General features: G+C 36.1%; 33 protein-coding genes. 7 read left to right on the top strand and 26 right to left on the bottom strand.

Annotation, left to right across the window (positions count from 1 at the left end):
- Positions 1-94: 94 nt before the first annotated feature.
- The 14 genes from nqrF to def all read right to left on the bottom strand — a co-directional run bounded on the left by nqrF (position 95) and on the right by def (position 11,827).
- Complete coding sequence (gene nqrF / locus A8143_RS11835) at positions 95-1,396, bottom strand: NADH:ubiquinone reductase (Na(+)-transporting) subunit F (protein ID WP_066758988.1); 1,302 nt, start codon at positions 1,394-1,396, stop codon at positions 95-97.
- A gap of 11 nt (positions 1,397-1,407) precedes the next feature.
- Positions 1,408-2,025, bottom strand: coding sequence for an NADH:ubiquinone reductase (Na(+)-transporting) subunit E (nqrE, locus tag A8143_RS11830; protein WP_066758986.1), 618 nt, complete (start codon positions 2,023-2,025; stop codon positions 1,408-1,410).
- 11 nt (positions 2,026-2,036) lie between these two features.
- Complete coding sequence (locus A8143_RS11825) at positions 2,037-2,720, bottom strand: NADH:ubiquinone reductase (Na(+)-transporting) subunit D (protein ID WP_066758984.1); 684 nt, start codon at positions 2,718-2,720, stop codon at positions 2,037-2,039.
- Between the two features lie 10 nt (positions 2,721-2,730).
- Positions 2,731-3,465 carry an NADH:ubiquinone reductase (Na(+)-transporting) subunit C gene (gene nqrC, locus A8143_RS11820; protein ID WP_083261361.1) on the bottom strand — a complete coding sequence of 245 codons (735 nt, stop codon included), beginning with the start codon at positions 3,463-3,465 and terminating at the stop codon, positions 2,731-2,733.
- Between the two features lie 2 nt (positions 3,466-3,467).
- Entirely contained in the window at positions 3,468-4,682 is a 1,215-nt protein-coding gene (locus A8143_RS11815; protein WP_066758982.1) for an NADH:ubiquinone reductase (Na(+)-transporting) subunit B, read from the bottom strand.
- 27 nt (positions 4,683-4,709) lie between these two features.
- Positions 4,710-6,071: a Na(+)-translocating NADH-quinone reductase subunit A gene (locus tag A8143_RS11810; protein WP_066758980.1), complete on the bottom strand. Its 1,362-nt coding sequence runs from the start codon at positions 6,069-6,071 to the stop codon at positions 4,710-4,712.
- A 127-nt stretch (positions 6,072-6,198) separates the two neighbouring features.
- Entirely contained in the window at positions 6,199-6,891 is a 693-nt protein-coding gene (locus tag A8143_RS11805) for a YjjG family noncanonical pyrimidine nucleotidase (RefSeq protein WP_066758978.1), read from the bottom strand.
- Positions 6,891-7,373 (bottom strand): hypothetical protein, encoded by a 483-nt coding sequence (locus tag A8143_RS11800; protein WP_070138220.1) that lies wholly within the window; start codon positions 7,371-7,373, stop codon positions 6,891-6,893. Before A8143_RS11800 ends, A8143_RS11805 begins: the two co-directional genes overlap by 1 nt.
- A complete protein-coding gene (upp, locus tag A8143_RS11795) occupies positions 7,370-8,023 on the bottom strand; it encodes a uracil phosphoribosyltransferase (protein WP_066758973.1) in 654 nt (217 codons plus the stop codon). The genes A8143_RS11800 and upp overlap by 4 nt, the downstream gene beginning before the upstream one ends.
- 3 nt (positions 8,024-8,026) lie before the next feature.
- The gene (locus tag A8143_RS11790; protein WP_066759188.1) at positions 8,027-8,737 is read right to left on the bottom strand and encodes an SDR family oxidoreductase; all 711 of its coding nucleotides are present in this window, start codon (positions 8,735-8,737) and stop codon (positions 8,027-8,029) included.
- Positions 8,738-8,739: 2 nt separating this feature from the next.
- Entirely contained in the window at positions 8,740-9,633 is an 894-nt protein-coding gene (locus A8143_RS11785; RefSeq protein WP_066758971.1) for a GNAT family N-acetyltransferase, read from the bottom strand.
- The gene (locus tag A8143_RS11780) at positions 9,630-10,622 is read right to left on the bottom strand and encodes a polysaccharide deacetylase family protein (protein ID WP_066758969.1); all 993 of its coding nucleotides are present in this window, start codon (positions 10,620-10,622) and stop codon (positions 9,630-9,632) included. Before A8143_RS11780 ends, A8143_RS11785 begins: the two co-directional genes overlap by 4 nt.
- Before the next feature lie 20 nt (positions 10,623-10,642).
- Entirely contained in the window at positions 10,643-11,221 is a 579-nt protein-coding gene (locus tag A8143_RS11775) for a tetratricopeptide repeat protein (RefSeq protein ID WP_083261359.1), read from the bottom strand.
- Positions 11,222-11,227: 6 nt separating this feature from the next.
- Entirely contained in the window at positions 11,228-11,827 is a 600-nt protein-coding gene (gene def, locus A8143_RS11770) for a peptide deformylase (protein ID WP_066758965.1), read from the bottom strand.
- Between the two features lie 149 nt (positions 11,828-11,976).
- Here def and A8143_RS11765 point away from each other — a divergent pair, with 149 nt between their 5' ends.
- On the top strand, positions 11,977-12,228 hold the full coding sequence (locus A8143_RS11765) for a hypothetical protein (protein ID WP_066758963.1): 252 nt from the start codon (positions 11,977-11,979) through the stop codon (positions 12,226-12,228).
- On the opposite strand, the gene truA is transcribed toward A8143_RS11765, so the two are convergent.
- On the bottom strand, positions 12,216-12,977 hold the full coding sequence (gene truA, locus A8143_RS11760) for a tRNA pseudouridine(38-40) synthase TruA (protein WP_245676505.1): 762 nt from the start codon (positions 12,975-12,977) through the stop codon (positions 12,216-12,218). The two genes, A8143_RS11765 and truA, sit on opposite strands and share 13 nt — an antisense overlap.
- A 33-nt stretch (positions 12,978-13,010) precedes the next feature.
- On the opposite strand from truA, the gene A8143_RS11755 reads away from it, so the two are divergent.
- Positions 13,011-13,511: a metallophosphoesterase family protein gene (locus A8143_RS11755; protein ID WP_066758959.1), complete on the top strand. Its 501-nt coding sequence runs from the start codon at positions 13,011-13,013 to the stop codon at positions 13,509-13,511.
- A gap of 97 nt (positions 13,512-13,608) precedes the next feature.
- Positions 13,609-14,652: a type IX secretion system protein PorQ gene (gene porQ, locus A8143_RS11750; RefSeq protein ID WP_066758957.1), complete on the top strand. Its 1,044-nt coding sequence runs from the start codon at positions 13,609-13,611 to the stop codon at positions 14,650-14,652.
- On the opposite strand, the gene A8143_RS11745 is transcribed toward porQ, so the two are convergent.
- Positions 14,645-15,298 (bottom strand): Crp/Fnr family transcriptional regulator, encoded by a 654-nt coding sequence (locus A8143_RS11745; RefSeq protein ID WP_066758955.1) that lies wholly within the window; start codon positions 15,296-15,298, stop codon positions 14,645-14,647. The genes porQ and A8143_RS11745 overlap by 8 nt on opposite strands.
- A 176-nt stretch (positions 15,299-15,474) precedes the next feature.
- On the opposite strand from A8143_RS11745, the gene A8143_RS11740 reads away from it, so the two are divergent.
- Positions 15,475-16,281 (top strand): OmpA family protein, encoded by an 807-nt coding sequence (locus A8143_RS11740; protein ID WP_175437535.1) that lies wholly within the window; start codon positions 15,475-15,477, stop codon positions 16,279-16,281.
- On the opposite strand, the gene A8143_RS11735 is transcribed toward A8143_RS11740, so the two are convergent.
- The 4 genes from A8143_RS11735 to tgt form a co-directional block, all read right to left on the bottom strand.
- Positions 16,278-17,111 (bottom strand): chorismate-binding protein, encoded by an 834-nt coding sequence (locus tag A8143_RS11735; protein ID WP_245676508.1) that lies wholly within the window; start codon positions 17,109-17,111, stop codon positions 16,278-16,280. The two genes, A8143_RS11740 and A8143_RS11735, sit on opposite strands and share 4 nt — an antisense overlap.
- A 134-nt stretch (positions 17,112-17,245) precedes the next feature.
- Positions 17,246-17,662 (bottom strand): PaaI family thioesterase, encoded by a 417-nt coding sequence (locus A8143_RS11730; RefSeq protein WP_066758950.1) that lies wholly within the window; start codon positions 17,660-17,662, stop codon positions 17,246-17,248.
- Between the two features lie 7 nt (positions 17,663-17,669).
- On the bottom strand, positions 17,670-18,716 hold the full coding sequence (locus A8143_RS11725; RefSeq protein WP_066758948.1) for an LptF/LptG family permease: 1,047 nt from the start codon (positions 18,714-18,716) through the stop codon (positions 17,670-17,672).
- Positions 18,717-18,748: 32 nt separating this feature from the next.
- The gene (gene tgt, locus A8143_RS11720) at positions 18,749-19,879 is read right to left on the bottom strand and encodes a tRNA guanosine(34) transglycosylase Tgt (protein WP_066758946.1); all 1,131 of its coding nucleotides are present in this window, start codon (positions 19,877-19,879) and stop codon (positions 18,749-18,751) included.
- A gap of 33 nt (positions 19,880-19,912) precedes the next feature.
- Here tgt and A8143_RS11715 point away from each other — a divergent pair, with 33 nt between their 5' ends.
- The 3 genes from A8143_RS11715 to rsmG are packed head-to-tail and all read left to right on the top strand — an operon-like array spanning position 19,913 to position 22,310.
- Complete coding sequence (locus A8143_RS11715; RefSeq protein WP_083261357.1) at positions 19,913-21,082, top strand: glycosyltransferase; 1,170 nt, start codon at positions 19,913-19,915, stop codon at positions 21,080-21,082.
- Positions 21,076-21,681, top strand: coding sequence for an RNA polymerase sigma factor (locus A8143_RS11710; RefSeq protein WP_066758945.1), 606 nt, complete (start codon positions 21,076-21,078; stop codon positions 21,679-21,681). The genes A8143_RS11715 and A8143_RS11710 overlap by 7 nt, the downstream gene beginning before the upstream one ends.
- Positions 21,681-22,310 carry a 16S rRNA (guanine(527)-N(7))-methyltransferase RsmG gene (gene rsmG / locus A8143_RS11705; RefSeq protein ID WP_066758943.1) on the top strand — a complete coding sequence of 210 codons (630 nt, stop codon included), beginning with the start codon at positions 21,681-21,683 and terminating at the stop codon, positions 22,308-22,310. The genes A8143_RS11710 and rsmG overlap by 1 nt, the downstream gene beginning before the upstream one ends.
- Here the strand turns inward: rsmG and A8143_RS11700 are convergent.
- From A8143_RS11700 to A8143_RS11675, 6 genes are all read right to left on the bottom strand, one after another.
- Positions 22,307-22,687, bottom strand: coding sequence for a DUF1987 domain-containing protein (locus A8143_RS11700; RefSeq protein WP_066758941.1), 381 nt, complete (start codon positions 22,685-22,687; stop codon positions 22,307-22,309). The genes rsmG and A8143_RS11700 overlap by 4 nt on opposite strands.
- Before the next feature lie 73 nt (positions 22,688-22,760).
- Positions 22,761-23,507, bottom strand: coding sequence for a toxin-antitoxin system YwqK family antitoxin (locus A8143_RS11695; RefSeq protein ID WP_066758939.1), 747 nt, complete (start codon positions 23,505-23,507; stop codon positions 22,761-22,763).
- A gap of 4 nt (positions 23,508-23,511) precedes the next feature.
- A complete protein-coding gene (locus A8143_RS11690; protein ID WP_066758937.1) occupies positions 23,512-24,057 on the bottom strand; it encodes a D-glycero-alpha-D-manno-heptose-1,7-bisphosphate 7-phosphatase in 546 nt (181 codons plus the stop codon).
- Entirely contained in the window at positions 24,044-24,772 is a 729-nt protein-coding gene (locus A8143_RS11685; protein ID WP_083261356.1) for a nucleotidyltransferase family protein, read from the bottom strand. The genes A8143_RS11690 and A8143_RS11685 overlap by 14 nt, the downstream gene beginning before the upstream one ends.
- Positions 24,765-25,787 carry a GHMP family kinase ATP-binding protein gene (locus A8143_RS11680; RefSeq protein WP_066758935.1) on the bottom strand — a complete coding sequence of 341 codons (1,023 nt, stop codon included), beginning with the start codon at positions 25,785-25,787 and terminating at the stop codon, positions 24,765-24,767. Before A8143_RS11680 ends, A8143_RS11685 begins: the two co-directional genes overlap by 8 nt.
- A gap of 47 nt (positions 25,788-25,834) precedes the next feature.
- A complete protein-coding gene (locus A8143_RS11675; protein WP_066758934.1) occupies positions 25,835-26,992 on the bottom strand; it encodes a glycosyltransferase in 1,158 nt (385 codons plus the stop codon).
- Positions 26,993-26,998 lie beyond the last annotated feature (6 nt).

The raw sequence follows: 26,998 nt of genomic DNA, 5'->3' as shown, positions 1-26,998 counted from the left end.
AATATTAATAAGTCAATTATCATCGATAAAGTGCAAAAAAAATCCCTTCAGTTGCAAAACTGAAGGGATTGTATATTTTGTAATGGTGTTGATTTTAGCCACCAAAATCATCAAACCTTACATTCTCAGGTGGTACACCCCAGTCATCACACATTTTGATAACCGCTTGGTTCATCATAGGAGGGCCACAGAAATAGAATTCTATATCTTCCGGAGCATCATGTTTTGACAGGTATTGATCAATCACTGCTTGATGAACAAATCCAACAAAACCATCACCCTCAGTGTCGTTGATGTCTTTCATCTCTTTCCAATTATCTTCAGGTAAGGCATCTGACAATACCATGTAGAATTTAAAATTCGGAAAGTCTTTTTCAAGATCTCTAAAGTAGTGGATATAGAAAAGTTCTGCTCTAGAACGACCTCCATACCAGTAAGATACTTTTCGACCTGTTTTAAGTGTTTTGAATAATTCGTATAAGTGTGATCGCATAGGAGCCATTCCTGCACCACCACCAACGTATAACATTTCTGCGTCTGATTCGTTGATAAAGAATTCACCATAAGGACCAGAAATAATTGCAGGGTCACCAACCTTTAAGTTAAAGATATAAGATGAAGCAACACCTGGATTCACATTCATCCAAGTACCTGTTTTACGGTCGAAAGGTGGAGCAGCAACACGTACGTTGAGCATGATTCTTCTTCCTTCAGCAGGATAAGAAGCCATAGAGTATGCACGTACAACTTCTTCATCATTTTTCATCACTAAGTGACGCATAGCAAATGGACCTTCCGCCCAATCCTTCTCAAATTTATTCGGCTCACCTGGGTGATCTTGTGGATGAGCTGTTATATCCATATCAGAAAATTTCACCTCACATGGTGGTATTTTAATTTGGATATATCCACCCGCTTTATAATCCATATCTTCAGGAATTTCCACGATGAATTCTTTAATATAGGTCGCAACGTTGTAATTAGAAACAACTTTAGCTTCCCATTCTTTAATTCCCATGATTTCCTCTTCAACATGAATTTCCATGTCTTCTTTCACCTTAACTTGACAACCTAATCGAAAGTTATCTGCGATTTCTTTTCTTGAGAAGTGCGGTTCTTCAGTTGGTAGTATTGCACCACCACCAGAATTAACTTGGCAAACACATTGAACACATGTTCCTCCACCACCACAGGCAGAAGGTAAGAAAATACCATTTGAACCAAGTGTACTTAAAAGCGTTCCACCTCCGTCAACTTCTAATTCGTGTTCCCCGTTAATTGTAATTTTAATTTTACCAGCCGGGGAAATTTTTGCTTTCACAAATAATAATAGACTCACTAAAAGGAGTGTTATTATCGTAAATACAATGACTGTTACTGTTATAACTTGTACCATTCTTCTATCTATTATAAACTAATTCCACTAAAACTCATAAATGCAATACCCATCAAACCAGTGATGATGAAAGTGATTCCTAGCCCTCTTAAAGGAGCAGGGACATTTGAGTATTTGATTTTTTCTCTAATTGCTGCGATAGCCACAACCGCTAAGAACCATCCTATTCCGGAACCAACAGCAAATGTTGTTGCTTCACCAATTGTTGAATATTGACGTTCTTGCATAAATAGGGCACCTCCAAGAATTGAGCAGTTTACAGCGATGAGTGGAAGGAAAATTCCTAATGCACCGTAAAGTGCAGGCGCAAATTTTTCAACCAACATTTCAACCAACTGAACAATTGAAGCGATGACAGCAATGAACATAATGAAGGATAAGAAACTTAAATCTAATCCTGCGTATTCCTCACCTAACCATGACAAAGCGCCAGCTTGAAGAATATAGTTTTCGAGTAACCAGTTTACTGGAATAGTTACGACAAGTACAAAAATTACGGCTGCGCCTAAACCTGCCGCTGTTTTAACTGTTTTTGATACTGCCAAATAAGAACACATACCTAAGAAATAGGCAAAAATCATGTTCTCAATAAAAATACCTTTTAAGGCTATATTAATATAATCTACCATGTCCTTATTTATTAATGTTCTTCAATTAAAGATTTGTTTCTAGCGCGCTGTACCCAAATTACAAGGGCAACGGCGAAGAGTGCAAATGGAGCTAAGATGATAAAGTTGTTATCCATATAGCCGTATTTGTAAAGTCCTGTACCTGCAATTCGATCTCCGAATAGTTCAACCCCGAAGAATTTTCCAGAGCCAAATACTTCTCGGATTACAGAAACTATAACTAATACTAATCCATAGCCAAGTGTATTTCCTACGGCATCTAAGAAAGAAGGCCAAGGACCATTTGCCATCGCGAATGCTTCAAAACGTCCCATAATGATACAGTTGGTAATGATCAATCCAACAAATACAGAAAGTTTTTCAGCCATATCCGGCAAGAAAGCTTTTAGAACTTCGTTTACAATAATAACTAATGCTGCAACCACAACTAGTTGCACTATAATACGAATTCGAGATGGTATTAAGTTTCGAAGTAAAGAAACAACTACGTTACCCGCTCCGAGAACGAATAAAACAGATCCTGTCATTACCAATGCTTGTTCGATAGAAACGGTAATAGCCAATGCCGAACAAATACCTAATACTTGCAGTGTAACTGGGTTATTATCATCCAATGGTTCAGTTACTAAGCGCTTATTCTTCTTCGAGAATAGCGGCTCTTTTGGTGCTTTTATTTTATCTTGATTTTCACTCATGATCAATCAATTATTTATTAAAATATGATACGTAAACCTGTAAAGTACGGTCTACCATTTCTTCAACTCCTTTTGAGGTAATTGTTCCTCCAGTGATACCATCTACTTTATGTAAATCGCTACCTGTTCCATCTTTAACAATTTTAATCTTCTTGTATTTTCCATCCACAGAAATTACTTCAGATTCGTATTGCTCGTAAAAGAAAGCTTGTTTAATTTCAGCCCCAAGACCAGGTGTTTCACCTTTGTGATCAAAAGCAGCACCATAGATTGAAGACTGATCTTCATCTACTGCGATATAACCCCAAATTGGCCCCCATAATCCAGAACCTACTACAGGAATTACGTACTTAGTTGAGCCATCAATAGATGCTATATAGAGTGGGTATTCACGTTCTTCAACAGGTCTTGTTTTGTCTCTATATTGTTGTTTAATATCAACATCAAACGCAACTTTACCAGGGATTTCTTCACCGTCAGCATTTAATACTAGACACTCATCAGTCATGATGTATTGAGCATAAAGATCTTCTGCATTTTTACGGGAAACATCTAAAGTATCACTTCCTTTGATCTCTTTAATTTTGAGAGCATTTAGAATGTCCATTTTCTTTTTGACATCTAAATTCTTAAGTTGTCGATCCTTCAAACCAGTGGAAATTGCTGCTAGACCAGCACCTACCACTACAACCATGATTATGGCAAATATGAAGGTATAACTGTTTTTATCTTTATTCACTGCCATGATTATGCTGTTTTTAATCTTTTTAATCTTCGTTTAATATTCGCTTGAATCACGTAGTGATCAATCATAGGCGCCATTACATTCATGAATAGAATTGCCATCATAACTCCTTCAGGGTATGCCCCGTTGAAAACACGAATTACAATAGATAAAGCGCCACCTAAGAATCCATAAATGAATTTACCTGTGCTAGTTTGTGCTGCTGTTACGGGGTCGGTAATCATAAAAACGGCCCCGAATGCGAATCCACCGATCACAAGGTGATTCAATGGTTGAAGCATCATGTACTCGTTAACGGCAAATGCATTTGCTAAAAATCCAACAAAGAGTCCTCCAATAACAAAAGACGTCATTACTTTCCAACTCGCAATACCTGTGTATAAAAGTAATGCCGCTCCAATTAAAATAGCAATAACAGAAGTTTCTCCGATAGATCCAGGTATAATTCCTACAAATGAATCCCAAATAGACCAAGCAGATTCAAAAGCTTTGATTCCTCCTTGATAGGTCCAATCTTCTTGAGGACCAGTGAAGGTAGCAAGTTCGCCTAATTGAGTTGCTCCAGTAACCCCATTTACGTCAAGTGTTTCTTTTGGGACATCTGAAATGCCACTCATCCATACTTTATCCCCAGACATCTTTGTTGGATAACCAAAGAATAGGAAAGCACGAGCAGTTAATGCAATATTTACGATGTTCATTCCTGTTCCTCCGAATACTTCTTTACCGAGTACAACAGCAAAAATAGTAGCTACTGCAACCATCCATAGAGGAATATCAGCAGGTACAATTAAAGGAATAAGCATTCCGGTTACTAAGAATCCTTCTTGAATCGCATGTTGATTTTTGATACAGAATATAAATTCTACTCCTAAACCGACAGCATAAGAAACAATAACAATTGGTAAAACTTGGATTAAACCGTAAACGAGTTTGTCTCCGAAGTTATCCATGAATTCTCCCGCTGTTCCCTCTGCTACAAAATGCCAATGACCGGTGTTGTAGATTCCGAAGAGTAAACAAGGAATTAGAGCAACAATTACGGTGAACATCGTTCTTTTAAGATCGATTCCGTCACGGATATGTGCTCCTTTTTTAGTCGTTTCGCCTGGTGTAAAGGCGAATGTATAAAGCGCATCCCAAACTGGGTGAAATTTCGCCCATTTACTCTCATGAGTGGGCTCTATTTTGCGCATGAATTTTTCTAATGACTTCATTATAATAGTTGAGTTTTATAATTCAAATTACATGCATTCTTCTTGAATGACATCCAAACCTTTTCTAATTTTCTCTTGGATGTTAATCTTTGAGGTACATACGAATTCACACAAAGCAAAGTCTTCAGGTGCTACTTCGTAGATTCCAAGATTCTCCATTAAGTCGATATCATTATAGATAGTCGCTTTTACGAGTTGCATTGGGTATATATCGAAAGGGAATACTTTTTCCATTTCACCAGTGACAACAAACGCACGTACCTCACCATTAAGGTTGGTATCAAGCTTTCTCTTTTTGTTTGGTGTTAACCATGAGAAATAAGTTCTGTTGATTGAAAATTTACCTGTTCCAGGACCCATCCAACCTTTCGTTATAACGAATTTTGGTTCATCACCTTCCGGAATTACTGTAATTTGATTATGGTAAAAACCTAAATAACCATCTTTAGGATCTACCTTATCACCAGTAAGCACATTACCACTGATTACACGATAATTTTCACCCTCAATATTGTCCTCAATTAATGCGGCAATTTCAGCACCAAGAGTCGTTTTGATATATTTAGTTTTCTTAACCTCTGATCCTGTCAATGCCACCAAACGAGAAGTGTCAATTTTACCTGCAAGAAGTGAACGACCAATTAGCGCAACATCTAATGCATTTACAGTCCACACAATCTCACCTTTATTGATAGGGTCTATATGGTGGATTTGAGTACCGACATTTCCAGCTGGGTGTTTACCAGCAATTGTGTTGTTTTGTACACCTTTAACACCCTTCAAAGCTTCATCATGTGCGGCATTAGCACGATTGGTAAGATGAACCTTTCCGTTAGTTAATTTAGACAAAGCTGTAATTCCCGCTTGAAAAGCTTCACTTTCTCCGTGGAGAACATAATCGAAGTCCGGGGCAAGGGGGGCAGAGTCAAATCCAGAAACGAAAATAGCTTTTGGCTTATCGTTTGGATTAGCTACAACGTCCAATGGTCTCATTTTTATAAATGGCCAAAGTCCGCTTTTCAGTAGAATTTCTTTCGCTTGAGCTTCATCTAAGTTATCCGGATTAACTGCTCCAAATTCTTCGCTAGAATTTTCAGCATCGGCTTTAATTCGTACTTCTAAGATTCTTCGCTTTTCTCCACGAACAATTTCAGTTATTTCACCAGAAACAGGTGATACGAATTTTATTTCTTCTTGATATTTATTAAAGAAGATAACCGAACCGGTTTTCACTTTGTCTCCAACCTTTACGGTCATTTTTGGCACTAAGCCGTGGAAGTCAGGTGGCTTAATTGCAAAAGCTTTGGCTTCAGCGGTAGATTTTACCTTTTCAGCTTCACCATGCAATTTAATATCCAGTCCTTTCCTTAATTTGATAGTCCTTGACATATCTTATATGGAATTTGTTTAGAATAAGTGGCAAATTTAGAAATCGATTGATTTATTTGAAACCTTTTTGTCAGCAAAATGCTAGTTTAGAATGGTTCTAAATAAGATGTGATAAAAACTCAACATCCTATAAAAAATTGGTTAAATCTTTTAGGTCTTGAATTTCAGATAATTTTTCGCTTGATTTTTTTAAAAGTGGGTTGAAATGTACGGTATGAATACCACAGTTTCTAGCTCCTTGAATATCGGTTTCTAAATTATCGCCAACCATAATTGATTGGTGAGCATTTGCGTTCGTTTTCTTTAGGGCTGTGTTGAAAACTAGAGGGTTGGGTTTGTTGACACCAACTTCTTCAGAGCAAAGAATCAGATCAAAATATTGAGATAAATTGGAATGGTTTAACTTTATGTGTTGAACTTCATGAAAACCGTTGGTGATAATATGCAATTTGTAACGTTCTTTTAAATATTGTAATGTTTCATGCGTATTTGGAAAAAGGTTTGTTTTATATGGACTGATTTCGAGATAACGAATGCTAATTTCTTCTGCCTTTTTTTTGGGGCTAGGTATGTTATACTTTTCGAAAACGTCAATAAAGCGGTTTACTCTTACCTCTTTCTTATTTACTTTTCCATAATTATATAAGGACCAGTATTTGGCATTGATTGTTTTATAGGTTGCTATAAAATCGTTGAAATCTTCAATAGTCTTATGTAAATCCATAGCGTAGAAGAGTTCATTCAGAGCTTCTTCCGAGTTTTTATCAAAGTCCCAAAGTGTGTGGTCCAAATCAAAAAAAATATGTTCAAATTTCTTCATTAGGCAAACAAGGTAATTATAGTTGACATTAACAAGCTGTATGTTATGACAACTGTCATCATTAGTGGTAAAGTTTTTTTATGGTGGCGATAAAATTTTGCGCAAATAATCGAACCAATTGGAATGGATAAAAATAAAGGAGCAATTATAACGACGCCTTTAAGACCCAGTTTTCTTTTTGTTCGAACGATTAATTTATTCATTCGAGTGAAGTTTTTTTTAGGTTTTATTGATTTTCCTGATTTTTGGGCTTTTTTTATTTTTTCAATTCTTTTCAGTAGAGCCCTATTCATTAGTTTTTCGCTAGCCGTATAAAAAAAGAGCATAGTAATGAGTGCACCCATGGTAGCTGGAGTGAAAAGTTCGAAGAAGTTAAGTCGGTCATCCAGTTGCAGAGCGGTAAAGTGTATGGTCCAATGAGAGAATAAAAATTTGAACGTTCCTAAAATAAAGGCTGGTAAGTAAAAATAGGTAAACCTCATAAAGTTTCTTTCTCACCATAAGCTAAGTCGCCAGCATCACCGAGTCCCGGAACAATGTATGATTTGTCGTTAATAATAGGGTCAACAGCACCCACCCAAATATCTGCTGGAATCGGTAGGTTTTTTTCCAACATATCTAGTGCATTTTGACTAGCTATTGCAGATACAATATGAATCATTTTGGGCGTACCATGCTTTAATAAGGCTTCAAATACCAATAGCATAGATTGTCCAGTTGCTAGCATTGGGTCCGCGATAATTAGTGTTTTATCTTTCAGATCTGGACATGCTTTATATTCTACTTGGACGTCAAAGCTGTCTTTTCCAATTGGTCTTCGGTAGGCCGAAATAAATGCGTTTTCTGCTCTGTCAAAAACATTTAATAAGCCATTGTGCATTGTTAATCCGGCTCTTAATATTGATGCTATCACAGGTTGTCCCACCATAAGTTGTCCAGTTGCTGTTCCCAGAGGTGTGGTTATTTCAGTTGTTTCGTAATCAAACGACTTACTGATTTCATAGCCAATTATTTCACCGACTCTTTCAAGATTTCGTCTGAATCTTAAAGGATCATTTTGAATGTTGATGTCCCTAATCTCAGCAATATAATGGTTGAGAATGGAATTGTATTTTGTGCTTATATGTATCATTGGCTAGCTGTGTAAACCTCCGTTTAAATTTAACGTTTGACCTGTCAAATAGTTGGCCTGTTCAGAACTTATATATTCGATTAATGCTGCTAATTGTTGGGGTGAGCCTAATGTTGCCATAGGGATTTTTTTCTTCAATTCTTCTTGCATCTCTGCTGGAACGTCATGGATCATTCCTACATTAAAATACCCTAAAGCTATCGCATTTACTGTAATGTTTTTATTTGCAAGTTCTTTTGCTAACGTTTTAGTAAGACCTAAAAGGCCTGCTTTGGATGCTGCATATGCTGCAGTGCCCACGAAACCAGTTTGCGCTACAACAGATGACATAAAGATGATGCGACCAAAATTTTGGGAGCGCATTATAGGAGTCACGAATTTTGTGACAAGAAATGGCCCGGTTAAATTTACGGCTATCGTCTCGTTCCAATCGTTCACATTTAACTTCCAAGATATACTGTTTTTACTAACGCCAGCATTATGGATGACGACATCTATTCGGCCAAAATCAGTTTTTACTTGAGTAATCATTCTACTCACTTCACTTTCAATCGTAATATCTGCTTGATATGTTTTAATTCGGTCCGAAGGCTCCATATTCGGATGTTGGTGATAATGTAGCGCTAGATTGTAGTTTTTATCTTTATAATATTTCACCAATTCGCTGCCCAATCCTCCTGAACTTCCAATGAGTAAAATCGTTTTTGCAGTCATTGTTATGATTTTAATTTTTTTAACTGTTTGAACCAAAAAGGTGTATAATCTATTTTATAATGATAATACTTTCGATCAATAGCTCCAAATTTTTTAAAGAAGGTAGCAATTGATTCGATGTCAGAACCTCCAAAATCTAGATGTGTATATTTTTCGATATTTTCGGTTATTATTTTATTGAGTATGCCGTACATGGCCCCTTCTTTTTTTGCTTTTTCTGTAGATACCCCTTTAAGATATGTGATATGTTGGTTGTCATAAAGGAAAAATGCACTAGCTACAATTTCGTTCGTTTGGTTTTTCGCGATATATAATTTGCCTTGATCATTTTCAAGTGCCTGTTGCATCAATTGGTTGAGCAGCTTAACTTCATTTTTTGAGATGGTATTTATTTTATGAGAAAGATGTTTTTCGAAGAGTTCAAGCAAGATTGTTGTGTCGAGGTTTTCCTCAATGGTAAAATGTTTATGAGCTTTTTTAATTAGTCTTTTACCATTTTTACTAAAACTCTCTTCAATATTGTGCTTTAATTCGAGAATTTGATGTGTGCGTTCTTCTTTTTTATAGGGTAAATTGGCTAAAGCAACCCGGAAATCAAATCCACGCGCAATTTTATTTTCTTTTAAAAATGCGATAACATCTGCCCAGTTGAAGTCATTGCCAAAAATTTGAAATTCTCTTGTAAATGGCGCTTGGTACATTCGTTTAACGCCTAATTTTTTAGAAATTGTGATTGGCACGATTGTATGATAGTTTTCTGAGTCGACAAGTGCAATCCAATTCGGTGCCACAGCGTCTAAATACCAGCTGTATGAGAAGATGTTTTGCGTATGGTCTGTAAAAATACGTTCATTCCATTTTTTAACATCTATGTCTTTTCGTTGTAGGATTTTCATTTGTTGAGCTCAAGGTCTGAAAACGTTAGAAACTGGTGTTTATTTTTGTTTTTTCGAATAAATTTTTCAAGTTGTTTTAATGCAAATAAAGTGCATGCTTTAGGATGTCCAATAATAACGGTTTCTTGAAATTTTTTTTGCTGATTTCTTTTCAAGACGGCGTTTAATTTTGTGACAAAATAACCATCAACAGACGCGGACAATACTTTACCTTTGGTCAACATTTCTTTTCTCAATCCTGGAGAAGACATCGGGTAACCATCCCCCATGGGTTTGTGATATTTTGGTTTTAACCTGCCTAAAATAAAGAGTCTCCAAAAGAAAAGAGGAGAGTAGTTGTAGTTTGAAATAGGATACTCCCAAAACGAACCCTCAACGTTTTCTTTGCACAGGTCGTTTTGGAATTTCCACTTCGACTTATTTGGAGTTTTTGTAAAGTCATAGTAATAATTACCAGCCGTAAACTTTCCTTTCGGAAATACAGTCGAATCAATTTTAATTCCAATTTTTCGGAAACCATTTTCAATGCGATCAAACGGTTGTAAGCACCAACCACCTGCTCGATAACTATGAACAGTTTTTCCAGTCCACCTCTCAAGAATTGAATGGTATTCGATTAATATACGTTCTATTTCGGTGTTAGAAAAATCATCAAGTTTGTAGCGGGAGGTGTTCATCAACCATTTTTTACCGTCGTGTTTGGCATCTTCCCAATGCGGATGGATGTGTAGTTGACAATCGTGACCTTCACGGACCAAGTCATGAATTTGATTTTTAATTAATAGAAACTCGTGATTAACCTTCGAATAGGTTTCTCGATATTCTTCCAATTTTTTTAGGTATCCCACATCAATGAAAAATACCATTTTAATCCCGGTTCTATTCGCAATTTCCCGTAAATGATTTGTGGGTTGAATAATGCATTTTTCAACCGATCCTGTTGGCTCACCAAAAAACAGCTCATAGTCATAAGTTAAAAACAGTTTCATGGTAAGTTAATTTTTTGCGATTAATTTGTCGCTGCTGATTCTTGGTTCTCTAGGTCTTTTAAAAACTTTTCAGTTAATTCTTCCAAGGAATATTTAATGTTTTTAATTCTAGATTGACAGTCGGCAACTAAAGGAGAATTAGGGTATGTATTTATAAAATCTTGGTAAGCTTCTTTAGCACGAGTTGTATCTCTTATTTCGAAATCTAAATGACTCGCACGATTATATTTTACGCTTTCCATTTTCGAATAATTGGGGTATTGTTCTATAATGTTATCCAGGATGTAAACGCTTTTCTTATAATTTCCGAGCGTATGCGCGAAATCAGAAGCTTGGAGCATGTAGTCAGGTGATTTCGGGTCGTTTGGAAATATAACTGCATAGTCCTGATAAGACGTAACAGCTTCTTTTAAGTCTTTTTCGTTTGGAATTCCTTGACTATTATTTATCCGATTTTGCAAGGCTTCTAAATCTGCTAAAAATTTGGTCGTGTCTACAACTGATTCCGTTTTAATATCAGCAGAACTTTCATTGTTATTACAAGCCGCTAACATGAACAAACTAACAAAAGCGACCGTGAGTATTTTAAATTTTTTCATGTGTGTTTATTTTTTACCTCTTTTAATACTTGGGAAATTCATGCGGTAAGCTACATCAACATCCCCTTTGGAAATGTTTACTAGCTTCTTTTTAAGCATTCGTTTTTTTAGGGGACTTAAATAATCGGTGAATAGGACTCCATCAACATGATCATATTCGTGTTGAATGATTCGTGCGGCATATCCATCGTATTCTTCTTCCAAATAATTCCAATCTTGATCGTAATATGAAATTTTGATTGTTGGTTTTCGCATAACCTCTTCTCGAATTCCAGGTATACTCAAACAGCCTTCAGCAAAAGCCCATTCATTTCCTTCTTCTTCTTCAATAATTGGGTTAATGAATACTTTTTTAAAATCCTCTAATCCTTCTGCCTTTGGATCTGGATCTTCCCCTTCCTCAACCTCTGCAAAAGGAGATGCATCAACTACAAAAACGCGAATAGACTTTCCGATTTGAGGAGCTGCTAATCCAACACCGCTAGCAGCATACATGGTTTCGAACATATTGTCAATTAACTCATTTAATCCTTCGTAGTTCTGCTCAATTTCTTCAGCTTCTTTTTTTAGTACGGTTGATCCGTAAGCCACAATTGGTAGTATCATATATTGCACTTCATTTTGGTACAAAAATAGCTGAAATATATCAATGTACCATAGTACAACGAGTATGAATCTAGAATATTATTGATGGTGTGAAAACTTCTGTAATAAATGATACATAAAAACGGTTTAAATAATGTTAATATTGCACTATGGAATGGTTTAGGAAGAATACTTTAGTCTTTTTATTAGGGTCAATCACTTTGGGGTTGATGCCTTATGGAGATCCTCACATACTAGGTAAATTAAAGTGGTTGATTGGAGGTGGAGCAATTAATGGTGAGCATCCAATGGCGCTGATAGATTGGTTTGACTTAGTGATGCATGGGACGCCATGGTTATTATTGATAATTGCGTTAGTTGCTCAACTTAAAAAACTCTTGACTCCCAGTCATTCAAAATAAGGTATGTCATTTTCATAAAGAATAGTCGCAAGAAAAAGGCCGTGGGCAGGCGCGGAAATTCCGGCAGCTTCTCTTTTATGAGCGGATAAAATTTCAAGAAATTCTTGATGTGTCAACTTACCTTCACCCAATTGGACAAGTGTTCCAACTATTGCGCGAACCATGTTTCTTAGAAAACGATTTGCTGAAATCGTAAATTGATACCCCGTTTCAGTAATCGTCCATTCTGCCTTAGTTACAGTACATGTAAAGCTATTTATATTTGTCATTTTTTTACTAAATGACCTAAAGTCGTGTGAACCAATAAGGTTTTTGGCTGCATTATTCATTAAAACTATGTCAATCGGTCGGTTAAGATGCCAAGAAGTTTCATTAATGAATGCATTTTTAGCAGTGTGAATATGGTAATGATATGTTCGACTTGTGGCGCTAAATCTTGCGTGCAAATCATTTGGAACCTTGAAAAGACGATGAACTGCGATGTCTTTATGAAGCATGCAGTTTAATTTAAATGTGATTTCTTCCGTATTTAAATCATTTTCAGTGTCAAAATGTGCATAGAAATTTGAAGCATGCACTCCGGTGTCTGTCCTTCCACATCCCATTGTTTTTATTGGAATGTCACTGTTAATTTTAGTTAGAGCATTATTAATAGATTCTTGAACTGAAATAGCGTTTGGTTGAATTTGCCAACCAAAAAAATCCGTTCCTTTGTAGGAAAGTTGTATAAAGTATCGATTTAGTTCCACGATGCGAATTTACAAAAGATAAATTGAGGAAAAATGAAAAAGATAGGCTTGATGTCGGATACGCATGGGTATATTGATCCAAAAATATATGATTACTTTAAGGATGTGGACGAGATTTGGCACGCAGGTGATGTGGGAGATATTTCGGTAGTTGATGATTTGGAAGGTTTTAAACCGGTGAGAGGAGTCTATGGAAATATTGATGACCATGTCATACGTGCTGCATGGCCTAAGGTGAACACTTTTGAATGTGAAGGTGCTAAAGTTGTGATTACTCATATTGCAGGTAAACCCTATCGTTATGTCAAAGATGCGAAGGAGGTGATTGATATTGAGCAACCTACTGTTTTTGTTTGTGGGCATTCGCATATTCTTCTTGTTCAATACGATAAAAATATAAATGCCTTGTGGTTAAATCCTGGGGCATGTGGATACAAAGGGTTTCATAAGGTGAAAACCATTCTCCGTTTTGAAATTGAGCAAGGTAAAGTTCAAAACATGGAAGCAATTGAATTAGGACCTAAAAGTATTTAAACTGATAAATCACTTTTTCGACAAAATAAATTAAATTTGATTGCGTTAAGAAGGTGTGATTTTGAGCAGTTATTGTGCTCAACGCTAAAAAACTTGGATGAAATATATTCTTTTAATTACAGTTATTGTCACTAGTTTGATTGGACAAACGCAAACAGGAGGGCAGTCTACTTATCAGTTTCTAGATTTAGATTTTAATGCACGATCATTAGGTTTAGGAGGTGATTTTATCGCTTTAAAGGATGGAGATGTCAATCTAGCCGTTGCAAATCCAGCGGCCATATCAGATAAAATGAACAACAATCTTTCATTGAATCATTTTATTTATCCTTCTGGAATAAACTATGGTCAATTGGCTTATGGTAAATCGTATGACGGAATTGGTAGTTTTGTTGGGCATCTACGTTATGTGTCTTACGGTAAATTTCGACGCACGGATGAGTTCGGTAATGATCAGGGTAGTTTTACAGCTGGCGATTATTCATTAGGAATTGGGTATGGGAAAGCGTTGAACAAATATTTTTCACTAGGGGCTAACTTAAATTTAATTTTCTCCCATTTAGAAACTTATACTTCTTTTGGGTTTGGGGTTGATGTGGCTACAAGTTTTTATGATGAAGAGTCGAATATTACTGCAACTGTGGTGGCAAGAAATATCGGTTATCAAGTGGTGGGCTACACTCCCGGAAATCATGAGTCATTGCCGATAGAAGTATTGGCCGGCGTAAGTTATAAATTTCATCATGCACCTTTTCGGTTTAGTATTGTTGGAACAGATTTAACAACTTGGGATTTAACCTATAATGATCCAAGCTGGGAGCCAAGAGTTGATGAGCTTACACAAGATACTATTCCAGTGCCTTCCGCGAGTTTTGCACAAAAATTAGCGTATCACACAAATTTTGGGGTGGAAATTGTTCCTAATGACAATTTGTATTTTCGGGTTGGATTTAATTATCAACGTCGACACGGTTTAGGTATAATAGACCGTAAAGGAGCAAGCGGTTTTTCTTTTGGTTTTGGTCTAAAAACAAATAAGTTCGACTTTAACTATGGTCTTGCTTTTTATTCGGTGGCTGGAGCTTCAAATGTTTTTGGTATCACAACTAATTTCTCGAAATGGACGAGGCGCTCTAATTAGTTTTAGAAGGTTTTAAAATTATTTTACCCCGTTTAAGCTCTATCTTACCTGCGACTTCCATTTGTTTTAGAATTCGCGAAACAACCTCTCTAGATGTGTTTAAATCATAAGCTATTTCTTGATGCGAACTTTGGATAATTTCCGAGTTATGCACAGCCGCTTTGTCTTTTAAATAATTTGAAATTCGATCGTCCATCTTTTTAAAGGCTAACAAATCAACTACAAAAAGAAGCTCCTCATAACGACTAGAATAATTGTTTAATATGAAATGGCGCCACGATTTATATTTCACCATCCATTCATCCATTACACCAACGGGTATAGCCATAAAACTGGCATCTTCTTCAACAATTGCTAAAATATTACTCCGATGATTATTCAAACAACACGTGAGTGAGGCTGCGCAAGTTTGTCCGGCTTCTACATAGTAAAGAAAGATTTCCTTATCCTCATTATCTTCTCTCATTATTTTAATCGCTCCAGCAGTCATTAAAGGAATGAAGTCCACTTGAGAACCTACTTCCAAAAGTATTTCATTTCGTTTGTGATTGCAGTATTCGCTGGTTTTCAGGATGTCTTCAATTAGCTCCGCTTCAAATACATTTCCGAATAAGCTGTGTACGATGGGGTGATGAGGGTAATTCATAGAATAAAGATAAAAAAAGTCCTAGAGTAAAGCCCTTAAATTGTAATGTAACTTATTTTGTAAGCTGCGTATAATCGGTACAATACTTGTTTGGTAGTAGTTATATGATAAAAATTAATTCGGTTTTATTCTTGTTCTTGTTTTGGGGGGGCAATATACTTTGTCAAAATTCTTTTTTGGAAGGGAGCTGGCAAGGGATTTTAACCGACTTTAATCAACCCTACAAAAAAGGTAAAGCCATTTGGTTCGATTTTAAAATTGATCCAAGTTCCGGGTCCTTAACTGGTAGTTCGAGAACAGAAACTCCTTTTACAGAATATTTCGCCTACAAAACTATAAGAGGAGATTCCAAAAGTAAAAATGTGCTCGAATTTGAGGAGTTTATGATTGGTAAACAAAAGAATACAGGGGCCAATGTTTGGTGTATGAACGAAGGAAAATTATCATATAACGATTCTACGGGTTATTTGAGTGGCGAATGGCAGTCGACAGATTGTAATCGAAAGTCTGGAAAAATTATATTATACCGTTCTAAATATGAAATGTCTCACACGGACACTTTAACAATGTATCACAGTTGGTTTAATAATATGGTTAGTGATTTAAATAGAGGATGGAACGCATATTATGTCCGTGACGCGGAGATGAGAAACTTTGAGTTTGTACCGGTTTATTTTGATCATGACAAAGATGTGTTAAAGGTTGAGTTTGAAGATTATTTAAATCGTATGGCTAAGATCATTAATTCTCATTCAGATTTAAGGGTGAAGATTATTGGACACACTGACTCCAACGGAACTGATGAGTACAATGTTGATTTGTCTGCTAGACGTGCAGCTCGGATTGAAGCCTTTTTAAAAGGTGTTGGTGTGCATCCAGATAAAATTGTAATAGAATTTAGGGGGGAACGAGACCCGGCAACATCCAATAAAACGGCTGACGGTAAGCGTTTAAATAGAAGGGTAGATTTTGAGTTTATCTAGCTTTTAAGCAAGGCTGAAAGTGTGTTTGCTTTTCTTTCTGTTTCTATCCATTCAGATTCTTGAGTTGAATCAATAATTATTCCTCCTCCAACGTATAGGTTGGCATATTTTTCATAAAATTGCAAACACCTTAAATTAACAAAGAGAGATTTAGTGTCTTTTTGAACAAAGCCAATAAAACCAGTATAAAATTGACGGTCATGTTTTTCATTTTTTAAAATGAATGCTCGAGCAGCGTCAGTCGGTGTCCCGCAAACCGCAGGTGTAGGATGTAGTCCTTGGGTTAAGGATGACCAATCATGTGGGTTTATTAATTGCGCTTTGATTGTCGTTTGTAAATGTTGTACAGGTCCAGCGGTAATTGTTTGGGGACCATCTAATTGGATGTTGTGACAATATTTTTCAAGTTCCTTATGAATTTGATGGGTAACGAAGGCTTGTTCGTCATATTCTTTTTTTGTCCAGTTATCGAATTCTGTTTTAGTTCCTGCAAGAGACATTGTTTCAATTTTATCCCTATTTACATGAATTAACCGTTCGGGGGTAGCGCCAATCCAGGTGCCAATTTCTGCATTTGAAATCACATAATTAAAGGTGTTTGTATAGGTTTCGTTCAATTTTTGAAATAACTCATTTGGCTGAATCGAGTGCTCAACTCTTTTGATTCGCGACAAGATAATTTTTGAACATTCTCTGCTTTTTAGTTTTTCGTGTAAACGAGTGAATTGGGCATTATAACTATCTCGTGGAGTTGGATTCGTTTGATCTTCCGAGAAATGAAATGTTAAATCAGACGCAGATTTAACTTCTTTTAGATTGTGAACATAGATGAATTTTTTTCCGGTAAATGGGTGGATTATAAAGGCGTTTTCAGGAACTTCCTTCCAATCATCAGTCCATACGGCATCTCCAACTAAACAGAATGCGGTAGTGGCGTTTGGGAATCGATATGTGAGTGAAGTTTTTATTTTTCAATTACCATTACGGTTAGTCGTCCTGTAGCGACTAACTTATTGTTATAATCTCTTATTTCTGCCTGCCATACATGGGTTCTTCGTCCTGCATGAACGATTTTCGCTGTACCATAGACTGTTCCTTCTTTAACACCGCGAATGTGATTGGTATTGATTTCTATTCCTACAATACTTTGCTTTTTTAAATCGACAATAAGTGAAGAGCCAAGGGAGCCGAGGCTTTCAATTAAAGCGGCACTTGCACCACCATGTAATAATCCTGCAGGTTGATGAGTCCTATTGTCGACAGGCATCACGCCTGAAATGAAATCTTCCCCAACTTTCGTGATTTCAATGCCTAAATGTTCGAGTAAAGTGTTTTTTGAGATCTCATTTAGTTTAGTGATAGGTACATTCGTGTTTATCATAGTGCTTTTATTTAGGTGCTTTCAGATAAAGGTAATAGGCAACAAAACTAAAAATGATGTTTGGAAGCCAAACTGCCAGGAAAGGGGTGAATCCTACGTTTATAGCTGCAACAGTAGTCATCTGCATGGCAAAAATATAAACCACACATACACCTAGTCCGATAGCGATGTTGATTCCTAAACCGCCGCGTGTTTTTTTGCTTGAAACGGAAACGCCAATTAAAGTGAGAATGAAAATGGCAAAAGGGGAGGCCCACCTTTTATGTTTTTCTATGAGATAAAAAGGGACATCTTCCGATCCACTTAGTCGTTGCTTCTCGATGAATTCGTCCAATTCTTTTGCGTCCATAGCTTCAATAATATTTGATCGAAAAACTAAATCTGAAACACTAAAACTCAATGTTGTGTCAAGTTTCTTCGTATAGGTCAGTTGATCATTTTTATCGCCGAATTCGCGAATAGCAACATTTTGAAAAGACCAATTGTTGTTTGTTGTGTCTCCGACAGCTTTGTCCGCATGTAGTTCATATTCTAAACGAGTGCCATTTAAACGTTGAAAGGAAAAGTCCGAAATGATTTTTTTTGTTCCATCATAATGATGAAAAAAGAGAATTTCATTTTCTGAGATTTGCATTCGAACATCAATGCGGTTATTCTTGTCCCTGTAATAGGTTTCTTCAAAGATGATTCGTTCATGGTTTGAGCCAGGTAGAACAAAGTTGTATACAAGGATTGTTACTATCACAAGTATTGCAGAGGAGTAAAAATAGGGTCTCAAAAATCGTTTAAAACTAACGCCAGCACTTAAGATAGGTACAATTTCCGTGTTTCCAGCCATTTTAGAGGTGAACCAAATAACGGATATGAAATTGAGTAAATAGCTAAATTGGGCGCCGTAGTATAAGAAAAAGTTGGTGTAATAGGTGAAGATTATTTCGTTCCAAGGCGCACCATTTCCAATGAAGTCATTGAGTTTTTCAGATAAGTCAAACACGATACTAATAGACATGAGCAGGATCAGCATGAACACGAAAGTTCCTAAGAACTTTTTCATTATAAATCGATCAAGCTTTGTCAATATCACACTTATAGTTTTTGGCTGAGCTTTGGTACCATTTCATCTTTCCAAGCACTAAACGTACCTTTTTCAATTTGATTGCGTGCTTCGTCAACTAGCCATAAATAAAATGCTAAATTATGAATGCTTGCAATTTGAAGTGCCAGGTATTCCTTTGCATGAAACAAATGCCGAACATAGCTTTTGGAGTATGCAGAATCAACATAGGATGTTCCAAATTCATCAAGTTTTGAAAAGTCGTTTTTCCATTTTGCATTTTTCATGTTCATAATTCCGTTTCTGGTAAACAGCATACCATGACGAGCATTTCGCGTAGGCATAACACAATCAAACATGTCTACACCTAATGCAATGCATTCAAGGATGTTTGCTGGAGTTCCAACTCCCATTAAATATCGTGGTTTATCCTTTGGGAGAACATTGCATACAAGGTCGGTCATTGCATATAATTCTTCGGCCGGTTCTCCTACTGATAAGCCTCCTATTGCATTACCAGGAAGGTCGAAGGAAGCTATCGTTTCCGCACTTTTGATGCGAAGGTCCTTGTAGGTGCTGCCTTGAACAATAGGAAACAATGCTTGCGAATGACCATAAAGTCCTTCAGTTTTATTAATATGTTCAACACATCGCTTTAACCAACGATGAGTCATATGCATGGAGTCTTTCGCATAGTTATATTCGCACGGGTAAGGGGTGCACTCATCAAACGCCATTATAATATCAGCTCCAATAATTCTTTGAATATCAATTGCCTTTTCAGGGGTGAAAAAATGAGCTGATCCATCAATATGAGAGCGAAATTCAACACCTTCTTCTTGAATTTTTCGAGTTCCTGATAGAGAATAAACTTGGTATCCGCCGCTGTCTGTTAACATAGGCTTGTTCCAACCATTAAACTGGTGTAATCCGCCAGCATTTTCAATGACTTCAAGACCTGGTCGAAGGTATAAGTGATAGGTGTTGCCCAAAATGATTTGCGCTTTGATGTCTTGATCTAATTCGTGTTGATGAACTCCTTTAACGGTTCCAGCAGTACCCACAGGCATAAATATAGGGGTTTTAATTTTTCCGTGATCCGTTTCAATGGTGCCAGTTCTTGCACGCGACTTTTCGTCCTCAGCCTCTAATATAAAGTTCATTTTGTTGATAAAAATTAGTCGTGACAAATATACATGATATTAAATTATGACACCTTTGTGTCAAGTATAATTATGGAATTATTGCCTTCAATACGATTCGATTTAATGGGGATTTTATTTCTCGTTTTTAGTGGTGCAGTCGCCATTCAGCTGATTTATTTGTTTTTAGTTCATTTAAATGTGTTGTTTTATCGGAAAAAGAAATCGATTTCCCCTGAATTCCCAGTTTCAATTATTATTTGCGCGCGAAACGAAGAGGATAACCTTTTTAAAAATTTGCCAAAAATCTTGGCGCAAGAATATCCGGAGTTTGAGGTAATCGTCGTAAATGACCAGAGTTTTGATGATTCAAGGCATATTATAAAGGCTTATCAAAAAACGCATTCGAATTTAAAGCTGATTGAGTTAGAACGAAACAAACATCGAAAATTTGGTAAAAAAGTTCCGCTAACAATTGGAATTAAAGGAGCTAAATATGAGCATTTATTAATGACTGATGCTGATTGTATTCCACAATCTACGCAATGGTTAAGAGAGATGGTGAGTAATTATACTGAAGGTAAAGAAATCGTTATTGGTTATGGTCCTTATGAAAAAAAGAAAGGACTGTTAAATAAGCTCATTCGCTTCGATACAAATTCCATTGCTACAACGTATTTTGGAATGGCACGGTTAGGTATGCCGTATATGGGTGTTGGAAGGAATATAAGTTATAAAAAAGAGTTGTTTTTTAAAGTAGATGGCTTTAAAAACCATTATCATATACAATCAGGTGATGACGATTTGTTTATGCAAGAAGCTGCTACACGAAAAAATGTAGCCATCGAAATGAATCCGAATTCGTTCGTTTGTTCGGCGCCGCAAAAATCTTGGAAAGACTGGTATAAACAGAAGCAAAGGCACTATACAACTGCTCCAAAATATAGACTTATTAACAAGTTGGTTTTAGGAATATTTCCGGCAACGATGTTTTTGATGCTAGTTTCTTTCTTTATTTTACTGTTTAATTACAAGTGGTGGCCAATCGTAACAGTGATATTTGGAGTTAGATTTCTATTGTATTGGATAGTCAATGGATTTCTTCTTAAAAAATATAAAGCAGGAGATTTGATTTTAATTTTTCCGTTTTTAGAATTGTTACACTTTTTTATGATGCCATTTGTTTATTACTCATCTGAACGAACTGAAAGGAGTAAATGGTAGAAAATAATAACTTATCAGACAAAGGGAAACGAGATTTAGCCTTAGTAGAAAAAGCGCTGAACGGCGATCAACTTGCATACGGCGATTTAATGGAAATGTATCGCGAATCTATTTATTTTATGATGTTAAAAATGGTTCGTTCGGAAGATGATGCTGAAGATTTGACTATTGAAGCATTTGGCAAAGCATTTAACCGTTTGCATCAATATTCACCTAGTTATGCGTTTAGCACTTGGTTGTTTAAAATAGCTTCAAACAATGCTATCGACTTTATTCGTAAAAAACGGATTAAAGTGACTTCGATGGATACAGCTTTCACCAACGATGACGGAGAGAAAGTTGGAATAGATGTAAAGAGTACTGAGAAAAATCCTGAGCAAGAGACAATGCACCTAGAAAAGGTGGGGGTGATGAGAGAAATTGTTAAGAAGTTAAAACCACGATATCGTGACCTAATTGAAAAGCGGTATTTCCAAGAATTGTCTTACGATGAGATTGCACAAGATATGGGTTTACCTCTAGGTACAGTAAAAGCCCAACTTTTTAGAGCAAGAGCATTTTTGGCAGATATGATTAAACATACGCGCGATACTATATGATGACAGTTGATCGTATTTTTCACTATTTCCCAGCTTTAACACAGGAGCAGAAAAAACAGTTTGAGCAGCTTTATGCTGTGTATAAAGAGTGGAATGAACAAATAAACGTCGTTAGCCGTAAAGATTTTGATTCATTTTACGAGCGACATGTTTTACATTCACTTGGAATTGCAAAAATGGTTTCTTTTAAACCAGGTACTTCAATATTGGATGTAGGAACGGGGGGAGGATTTCCGGGTATACCATTGGCCATTTTATTTCCTAAAGTAAAGTTTCATTTAGTGGATTCAATTGGAAAAAAAATTAAAGTTGTTCAAGGAGCAGCAGAGGCATTAGGGCTGCAGAATGTTCGCGCAAGTCATTCGCGTGCAGAGCAAATTAAAGAGAAATATGATTTTGTTGTCAGCCGTGCTGTGACTCAAATAGACCGTTTTTTACCTTGGGTTCAAAATAAATTTTATCCCAAACAAAAAAATGCTTATCCAAATGGAATTTTTTATCTAAAAGGCGGTGATTTATCGGAAGAATTTAAAAATGTAAAACGTTTTTGGGAAGAAATGGAATTAAGTAAAGTGTTTGATGAACCTTTTTTTGAAACTAAAAAGGTGATTTACATTAATATGGCTTAAAATTCGTCTACTTCGATGATTTCAAAATTGGAGTCTTCAAACAGTGCTGAAAATTCCTCACCAGAATCAAACATATCTGTGTCGTCTTTTTCGTAGTACCATTTAATTGTGAATGATTCCTTTGGCAGATTATCATGAAGTTTTTGAATGGTGTTTCGGAGCGCTAAAGCGGACCCTGTATTAAAATACTCTAATTTGATTGAAAGCAGTGTTTTAGTTTGAGGTTTAGCTACGTAATTTTCAATTTCTTTTTGTAAGGGAAGATAAAAATTATAGGGATTCTCAGGCAAAGAAATTCCCGAAATTTCGATGAATCCACGTTCAAAATGGGCTTCAATTTTTGGGCTTCTTTTATCTCCTTCAATCAAAAATGGCATAAATATCTCCTTAATTTATTTGGATTATACTCATTTTCGAAGAATAAGGTTTCAAAAATTAAACCTGATTTTATTAATTGCCTTCTCGAGCAGCTTTTAATTCTGCAATTTTTTCTTCTAGTGCTTTGCCTTTTAATTCAACTCCTTCCCAATAAAGTTTAAATCCAACTTGCTGCCCACTTTCGTTGTACACAATATGGTATCCGTGTTTAACGGCATATTTATAACGTTGTATCATGGCAATTTTTCCATTAGGATGATAATGTTTTACCTCGCCATGTTTGTTTCCATCTACATATTTTCCTTCTTCTTTTACTTTCGTATTAGGGTGAAATTTTTTGTATTCTCCATGTTGAATACCATTTTCCCAGTAAGAATATTCCATAACACGATATTGTCCTGCTTGAGGTTCATAGAAAATAACACGTTGCCCATTGAGTTTACCGTTTTTATAATCTTCTTGATAGCTAATAACACCACGATCGTCGTATTGTACCCAAGTACTGTCTTTTTGCTGGTTGATATATTTGCCACGAGCCATTAAATACCCTGTTTCATGGTACATTTGGGCATAGCTTGTTTTACCATTATTCGTATAGTCCATAATGGCTTTGACTTTGCCAGATTCGTAGTAATAAGTAAACCTACCATATGGTTTGTCATCCTTAAATTGGCCTTCATATTTAAACACAGCATTATTTGGATGCGCTTTTTTCCAAACTCCTTGCTTACGTCCTTGACTGTCTTTTTGGTTAACTTGACCTAACCCAACTGATGTAAATCCAACGATAAATATGAATAGCGAGAATAAGTACTTCATCTTGTTATTTTAAATTTTTTGCAACCTCATGCAAATTTTCAAAAATATAATCAGCTTTTGTCTTAACGTTACGTTCAGTTGTTAACATAATCGTTTTCATTCCCAAATTTATGCCAAACTCAATGTCACTTTCAGTATCCCCTATCATCAAAGATTTTTCGAAATCAATTTCAGGATAGTCGTTTTTCGCTGCATAGCCCATTCCCGGATTAGGTTTGCGAAACTCGCTATTTTCGGATTTTAATTGAGGAGCAAAGTAAAATTGATTAATATGCCCTCCTGCTTGTTTGACGACATCAGCAATAAAACCGTGAATTATACTTAGATCTTCTGTTGTCATTATTCCTTTGCCTATTCCTTGTTGATTGGTCACCACCACTATTCTGCCAAATAATTTTGTGAATTGCGAAATGGCTTCTGGTACACCGGCGATGATTTTTAATTCATTTAATGCTTTAACATAATCATTAATCAATCGCGTGTTGATTACACCGTCACGGTCTAAAAATAGTGTCCAAGTACTGTCGATTTTTAGTTTATTTAAGTTCATGTATGGTTTTATTTTTTAGGTCGGTGTTTAACTGTTTAAAGTCTTTAGGAATGCCAATATCTATGAAGTAGGTGTTTTGAACGGATCCGTATAAATTTTCATTGCAATGAATTTCAAGAAATTCTTTTTCAAATGAGAATTCTTTTTGGGGAGTTATTTTATTGAAATGGCTTTTGTTAAGGCAATATATTCCGCCATTTATTAATGCTGTATCTTGGAATTGTTTTTCGGTAAAACCAATAATTTTTTGCTTTTCATTTATTTGTACGCTACCGTATCTATCTGTATTTTTAATGGGTTTTAAAGCAAGTGTACATAGGGAGTTGTTTTCAAGGTGTATCTTCTTTAAATCGTTTAGATTGATTGTAAATAAAGTGTCTCCATTACACGCCAGTACATGTTTTCTTTTGGTTTGGTTTAGTGCTAATTTAATAGCACCTCCCGTTCCTAAAGGTTCTTTTTCTACCGAATAAAGGATTTTCATTCCTTTGTAAGCGTCTCCAATCACGTTCTTGATCATTTCCCATTTGTAACCTACTGAAAGTATGACTGTTTTTAGTTGTTGATGGGCTAGATAATCGAGTAGATGAACGATAAATGGCTTTTCACATACAGGTGCAAGTGGTTTAGGTATTGCACCTATTTCAGACCTAAGGCGAGTCCCAAGACCTCCTGCTAAAATAATAATTTCGTCTATCTCTAACTGTTTAAGCATTTTCTATCCACGTTGTTAATCCGTTTTTTTCGAAGTGAAAATCACGAAAATTACCGTCAAATTTAGCCAAAGCTTTGATTACTGAATCGCGATGATTTTCATCAACATAAAAGAGCATAAAACCACCACCACCGGCTCCAGATATTTTGCCTCCATAAGCTCCAGCCATTAGAGCTGTTGAGTATATTTCGTCGATTGTGGGATTTGAAATACCAATTGCCATTTGTTTTTTGTGTTCCCACCCTTTATCAAGGATGGCCCCTATTTCATGTAGATCCCCTCCTTTTAGAGCTGCTTCTAATTGGTAGGCTTGTTTTTTTAAGAAGTGCATCGCCTGAATAGGTTTTTCTAATTTTCGGATGACGTTATCGGCTTGTATTTCAATTATTTTTGCAGATTTACGACTTGTTTTAGTGTAATAAAGAAGGATACTCTTTTCGAGTGATTTAATCCTGTTTTGTGGAATGTTTACGGGGTTAACAGTTACGTTTTGACCTTGGAATTCAATTAAATTTATGCCTCCAAAACTAGCGGCATATTGATCCTGTTTGCCTCCGGCCATCTGCAAATCCTCACGTTCAATTTGATAGGCTAAACGAGCAATTTCATGTGTTGTTAACGGTATGTCTAGCCAAGTTAAAAAAGCTCCAAGTATTGATACTACAAGTGTTGAAGAGGTTCCCAGTCCTGATCCTGAGGGAACATCCATTTCGGTAATTAATTCAAATGATAGTGGTTTTTTCGTATAGTCTTTAACTATTCGATTATAAATACCTTTTTGTAGATCGAGATGCCCCGTTATTTCTAGCTGCTCTTCAGCTTTTAAAGTCTCAATTTTATTGTTTTTGGCATTTAGCGTAATTTTGCCGTCATTTTTTGGGATAATTGTGGCATAGGCATATAAGTTTACAGTAGCGTTAAATACAGCGCCTCCATATTTATCAGAATACGGACTGACATCTGTTCCACCGCCTGCTAATCCAAGCCTAAAAGGAGCTTTACTCTTAACTATCATTTCCCAAAAATTAATCGTATAAAGATAAAGAAATCGCCTAATTACGCTTATAATTGATCAAGTTTATCACATAGTACTGACCATTGAAAACGCTTTTTTTCTTCTTTTATTCCTTCTCGGAATTTTTCGAGTTGTTGTGGATTAGCCATTTCATTTAACGACATTTCAATTTCCTCATTTGATACGCCACTTACTAGACCAACTTTTCCATGTGGCACCATTGTCGCAAGATCACCAACTTTAGTGACAAGCATTGGAAGTTCCATGCTATATGAAATTTGGGTAACACCACTTTGGGTTGCTGATCGGTAGGTGAGCGCGAGGAATTCGGCTGCTGAGAAATAATATTTCACCTCGTCGTCCGGAACAAATTGATCGAAGCGAATAATTTCATGTTCCAAATTAAGCGATTTTATTAGGTCTTGATAGGTGTCCCAGTTTTCGTAGCATTCTCCTACCACTAGGAGTTTGTAATTGGGATTTGTTTTGTTGAATTGTTTAAAGGCTTTAATTAACAGGTCAACCCCCTTGTATTTACGAATTAGACCAAAAGATAAAATATATTTAAAGTCCTCAGATAGACCAAGGTGCTTAATAGCTTCTACTTTATCCAACTTCGATCCATAAATATCAAAAATAGGATGAGGTGTATAGGCTATGGGTTTAGTTATTCCAAAATCATGTTCTAATTCTTTCACACCTTTTTTTGACATCACTAAAAAACCGTCGAGCTGTTTGTAAAAAAGATTGGATAAAATTTTATCGCCAAATCGACTTTCGTGGGGTTTGACATTATCAATCAATCCAATGGCAACTTTGTTTTTATTTTTTTTGGCAATTCGTGCTAAAGTGCCTAGACAAGGACCTAGAAAAGGGAGCCAATAGCGAAGAATTATTTTTGAAGGGTTTTCTTTTTTTAGTTCCTTTCCAACTTTAAACCAATTTAGAGGATTGAATGAAACAATTTTTCGATGTATTGTTAAGTTAGTTGGAGCTTTATGTTTGGTTAGATCTAATAATTGACTTTTTCCGGGAAAAATGAGTTTGGGATACAATACTTTGTATGTCCAAACTTCTACCGTTTCGCCTCTGCTTGTATATTCTTTGGCAAGTCGATCGGTTGTAGCTGCTATTCCTCCACGATAGGGGAAGGCAGGTGAAATGATTATTATTTTTTTATGTTTTGTAGAAGTAGAGATTGACATGAAAAA

This window comes from Crocinitomix algicola, from assembly GCF_001661595.2.
Classification (GTDB): domain Bacteria; phylum Bacteroidota; class Bacteroidia; order Flavobacteriales_D; family Crocinitomicaceae; genus Crocinitomix; species Crocinitomix algicola.
This window is presented reverse-complemented; position numbering and strand designations above follow the sequence as displayed.

Coding starts and splice junctions, on each gene's coding strand:
- A8143_RS11765 (WP_066758963.1), top strand. CDS start 11,977: ATGGAATGGTTTAGGAAGAATACTTTAGTCTTTTTATTAGGGTCAATC.
- A8143_RS11815 (WP_066758982.1), bottom strand. CDS start 4,682: ATGAAGTCATTAGAAAAATTCATGCGCAAAATAGAGCCCACTCATGAG.
- A8143_RS11825 (WP_066758984.1), bottom strand. CDS start 2,720: ATGAGTGAAAATCAAGATAAAATAAAAGCACCAAAAGAGCCGCTATTC.
- A8143_RS11730 (WP_066758950.1), bottom strand. CDS start 17,662: ATGATAAACACGAATGTACCTATCACTAAACTAAATGAGATCTCAAAA.
- nqrF (WP_066758988.1), bottom strand. CDS start 1,396: ATGGTACAAGTTATAACAGTAACAGTCATTGTATTTACGATAATAACA.
- A8143_RS11675 (WP_066758934.1), bottom strand. CDS start 26,992: ATGTCAATCTCTACTTCTACAAAACATAAAAAAATAATAATCATTTCA.
- rsmG (WP_066758943.1), top strand. CDS start 21,681: ATGACAGTTGATCGTATTTTTCACTATTTCCCAGCTTTAACACAGGAG.
- A8143_RS11790 (WP_066759188.1), bottom strand. CDS start 8,737: ATGACTGCAAAAACGATTTTACTCATTGGAAGTTCAGGAGGATTGGGC.
- A8143_RS11715 (WP_083261357.1), top strand. CDS start 19,913: ATGATATTAAATTATGACACCTTTGTGTCAAGTATAATTATGGAATTA.
- A8143_RS11725 (WP_066758948.1), bottom strand. CDS start 18,716: ATGAAAAAGTTCTTAGGAACTTTCGTGTTCATGCTGATCCTGCTCATG.
- A8143_RS11785 (WP_066758971.1), bottom strand. CDS start 9,633: ATGAAAATCCTACAACGAAAAGACATAGATGTTAAAAAATGGAATGAA.
- nqrE (WP_066758986.1), bottom strand. CDS start 2,025: ATGGTAGATTATATTAATATAGCCTTAAAAGGTATTTTTATTGAGAAC.
- A8143_RS11700 (WP_066758941.1), bottom strand. CDS start 22,687: ATGCCATTTTTGATTGAAGGAGATAAAAGAAGCCCAAAAATTGAAGCC.
- A8143_RS11680 (WP_066758935.1), bottom strand. CDS start 25,787: ATGATAGTTAAGAGTAAAGCTCCTTTTAGGCTTGGATTAGCAGGCGGT.
- A8143_RS11775 (WP_083261359.1), bottom strand. CDS start 11,221: ATGAAAAAATTTAAAATACTCACGGTCGCTTTTGTTAGTTTGTTCATG.
- A8143_RS11710 (WP_066758945.1), top strand. CDS start 21,076: ATGGTAGAAAATAATAACTTATCAGACAAAGGGAAACGAGATTTAGCC.
- def (WP_066758965.1), bottom strand. CDS start 11,827: ATGATACTACCAATTGTGGCTTACGGATCAACCGTACTAAAAAAAGAA.
- tgt (WP_066758946.1), bottom strand. CDS start 19,879: ATGAACTTTATATTAGAGGCTGAGGACGAAAAGTCGCGTGCAAGAACT.
- A8143_RS11745 (WP_066758955.1), bottom strand. CDS start 15,298: ATGAATTACCCTCATCACCCCATCGTACACAGCTTATTCGGAAATGTA.
- A8143_RS11805 (WP_066758978.1), bottom strand. CDS start 6,891: ATGAAGAAATTTGAACATATTTTTTTTGATTTGGACCACACACTTTGG.
- A8143_RS11800 (WP_070138220.1), bottom strand. CDS start 7,373: ATGAGGTTTACCTATTTTTACTTACCAGCCTTTATTTTAGGAACGTTC.
- A8143_RS11690 (WP_066758937.1), bottom strand. CDS start 24,057: ATGAACTTAAATAAACTAAAAATCGACAGTACTTGGACACTATTTTTA.
- upp (WP_066758973.1), bottom strand. CDS start 8,023: ATGATACATATAAGCACAAAATACAATTCCATTCTCAACCATTATATT.
- porQ (WP_066758957.1), top strand. CDS start 13,609: ATGAAATATATTCTTTTAATTACAGTTATTGTCACTAGTTTGATTGGA.
- A8143_RS11810 (WP_066758980.1), bottom strand. CDS start 6,071: ATGTCAAGGACTATCAAATTAAGGAAAGGACTGGATATTAAATTGCAT.
- A8143_RS11695 (WP_066758939.1), bottom strand. CDS start 23,507: ATGAAGTACTTATTCTCGCTATTCATATTTATCGTTGGATTTACATCA.
- A8143_RS11685 (WP_083261356.1), bottom strand. CDS start 24,772: ATGCTTAAACAGTTAGAGATAGACGAAATTATTATTTTAGCAGGAGGT.
- nqrC (WP_083261361.1), bottom strand. CDS start 3,465: ATGGCAGTGAATAAAGATAAAAACAGTTATACCTTCATATTTGCCATA.
- A8143_RS11755 (WP_066758959.1), top strand. CDS start 13,011: ATGAAAAAGATAGGCTTGATGTCGGATACGCATGGGTATATTGATCCA.
- A8143_RS11780 (WP_066758969.1), bottom strand. CDS start 10,622: ATGAAACTGTTTTTAACTTATGACTATGAGCTGTTTTTTGGTGAGCCA.